We start from the raw sequence: 2,747 nt of genomic DNA on the forward strand, positions 1-2,747 counted from the left end.
GAAAGGCCGCGGGCCGGACGTGGTGCTGATCCCCGGCCTGGCCTCGACCTCGGCGGTCTGGGCGCGTACGGCGGCGGCGCTGGAAGGGCGCTATCGGGTGCATCTGGTGACGGTGCGCGGGTTTGGCGAAACGGCGCCCGGCGGCAACGCCGAGGGCCTGGTCGGCGGCCCGACCGCCGCCGAGATCCGCCGGTATATCGATGAGCAGGGCCTGGAACGTCCGGCCTTGATCGGCCATTCGATGGGCGGTCAGGTGGCGCTTAGGGTCGCCGCCGACGCGGGCGACCGGGTGGGCAAGGTCATGGTGGTGGACGCCTCGCCCTTCTTTCCGTCGCTGATCAGTCCCGGCTCGACCGCCGCCGATGTCGAGCCGCTGGCCCGCATCGCCTATCAGGGCCTGATGCTGCTGGGGGATCAGGCATTGCGGACCCAGGCCTCTTCCATGGGGCTGGAGCTGGGCGGGGCGGCCGACAGTGTTCTGGGCGGCCTAGGCTGGCAGGGCGGGGACCGCCGCGTCCTGGCCCAGGGCCTGTATGAGGTGATGACTACGGACCTGCGCGCGCGCCTGCCATTGATCGAGGCGCCGGTGACGGTCGTCTACGGCTGGAGCCCCGACGACAAGAGTCCGCGCAGCCATGTCGACGGCCTGTTCCGCGCCGGCTACCGCTCCCTGCCGCACCCCGCCGCCTTCGAACGGATCGAGGGGGCCGAGCACATGGTCATGATCGACCGCCCCCGTCAGTTCCAGCAGGCGGTCGAACGCTTCCTGCGCTGAGGCGTCAGTTCGGCTGAAGCCTACGGATCGAGGCCAGCAAGGCCGCGTCGTCGCTCATGTCGCCCTCGATGACGTATTGGGGGCGCTGCGGCTCGTTGTTGCCGCGCGCGCGGCCGCGATAGACCTTCATCGGTACGGCGATCTCGGCCAGGCCGCTGGGCAGGGTCGGCTCGCGGATCTCCATGTAGACGGTGTCGGCCGAGGTCTCGCGGCCGACCTGAAGGGCCCCTACGGTCTTCCACAGATCGACCGCGTCCAGGCAGGCCGAGCCGCAGCTGGAATCGGTCAGGACATAGACCCGCCCGGTCATCAGTCGCGGCGCGGGCAGGGTTGGGGCGGTCGGGTCAACGTTCTCATCATCGTCAGCGCTGCGCCAATAGACCTGGCCGGCGGCCTTCGCCGCCTTCATGCCGTTGATGGCGTCTTCGGCCCAGGCGATCAGCTCGGGCTGGCCGTTCGTGGCGCGCAGCTTGTCGAGGAAGGCGGAGATTTCGGCGATGTTGCCGTCCGAGGCGCGCCAGTCGACGCCTTCGATCGCCGGTTCGGGATGGGCGGCCATCCAGTCGTCGCCCCACAGAATCTGGGCCATCAGCTGGCTCCAGTGCGAGGAGCCGCCGCCGTTGCCGCGCAGATCCAGCACCACATAGGGGGCGGCGCGCAGAGCGGCCTGCTTGGTCTTCATGTCGGCGACCAGGGCGGTCAGTTCGGCGTGGGCCTCGCTGGCGGGATCGCCGTTGAAGGTCGGGGCCGAGATCCAGAAGCCGCCGTCGTCGAAATGCTTCAGGGCGAAGTCGGGCCGGGCGCCGGACGTCAGGCGGGTGCGGCGGTCGCTCAGATCATCGGGCGCCGCACGCCAGTCGAGGGCATAGGTCTGGGTTGCGCCGCCCGTGTCGAACCGGCAGGTCTTCATCTCGGTCTGCCACGGGTTCTCTGAGCTCAGGAACATCCAGTCGCCGAAGCGGGTCTTGATCGCCTCCAGGAACCAGCGGCCCCGGAACTGGCCGATGCGCTGTTCGGCCAGGGTCGCAGCGTCCACCCCGTCGCAGTCGATCAGCCGCGCCCCCAGCGGCGGGGCGTCCGCGTCGGCTTCATCACGGTCGGCCACCACCTGATCGACGCCGCGATAGGCGGTCAGAAAGCCGGGCCAGCGGGTCGGGAAGCCGAAGTCCCTCTGGGTCAGACGGATCTGGACGTGGCCGTCCTCGAAACTGGCGACATAGGCGCGCATCGCCCACCACCAGCCGCCTCGATCGGTGGTGGTCTTGGCCCGCTCCAGCGCCGTCGCCAGTCCCTGATCCAACCGAGCGCGGAAGCCGGGATTGAGCGGATCGTGCACGCCAGGATGGCTGTCGATCATGATGTCGTGCAGGCCGGTCGCGTCCTGAACCAGGGCGGCGGACCAGTCGCGCGGCTGGTCCATCGGTCCGGATGCTGCGTTTGGGGTTTCCTGCGCCTGAACCGCGCCCGCCATCGCCAGGCAGGCGAAGCCCGCGGTCAACATTCGGTTCATGAGCATCCCCTCGTCATCCTCGCTGAAAGAGGTGACAGGCGGAGAAATGACGCGCCAGTTAAGCTTTGGTCATGGAAACCGTCAGGCGACGGCCCCCAGCGCCTCCAGCACCGCCGGACCGTAACGGTCCAGCTTGCCCGCGCCGACGCCGGGAATGACGGCCAGCTGGTCCAGACCGCGCGGCTCCTGCAGGGCGATCTCGACCAGGGTCTTGTCCTGGAAGATGACATAGGGCGGCACGCGCTGTTCGACGGCGCGTTCGCGGCGCCAGGCGCGCAGGGCCTCGAAGCGGGCGCGCACATCGGCGTCCAGGCCCTCGACCGCCAGATTGCGCCCGGCGTTGCGGCGCGGCCGGTCTTCGGCCACGGCGCGGGTCGGCGGCTCCTTGACCCGCACCACTCGTTCGCCGCGATAGACGGCGCGCACGGCCTGCGGATCGCCCAGGCGAACCAGAGGCTTGCC

The 2,747-nt window shown here is 69.7% G+C and carries 3 protein-coding genes; 1 reads left to right on the forward strand and 2 read right to left on the reverse strand.

Annotation, left to right across the window (positions count from 1 at the left end):
- Positions 1–775: alpha/beta hydrolase (locus tag RT567_RS15770; protein ID WP_313577170.1), on the forward strand; the 775-nt coding region annotated here is incomplete at its 5' end.
- Positions 776–779: 4 nt separating this feature from the next.
- Here the strand turns inward: RT567_RS15770 and RT567_RS15775 are convergent.
- Entirely contained in the window at positions 780–2,285 is a 1,506-nt protein-coding gene (locus RT567_RS15775) for a S41 family peptidase (protein ID WP_313577171.1), read from the reverse strand.
- An 81-nt stretch (positions 2,286–2,366) separates the two neighbouring features.
- Positions 2,367–2,747: HRDC domain-containing protein (locus tag RT567_RS15780; protein ID WP_313577172.1), on the reverse strand; the 381-nt coding region annotated here is incomplete at its 5' end.

Origin of the sequence: Brevundimonas sp. (genome assembly GCF_032107865.1) — a bacterium.
GTDB lineage: Bacteria > Pseudomonadota > Alphaproteobacteria > Caulobacterales > Caulobacteraceae > Brevundimonas.

Excerpts from the sequence above, each read along its gene's own strand:
- RT567_RS15775 (WP_313577171.1), bottom strand. The coding sequence starts at position 2,285 with ATGAACCGAATGTTGACCGCGGGCTTCGCCTGCCTGGCGATGGCGGGC.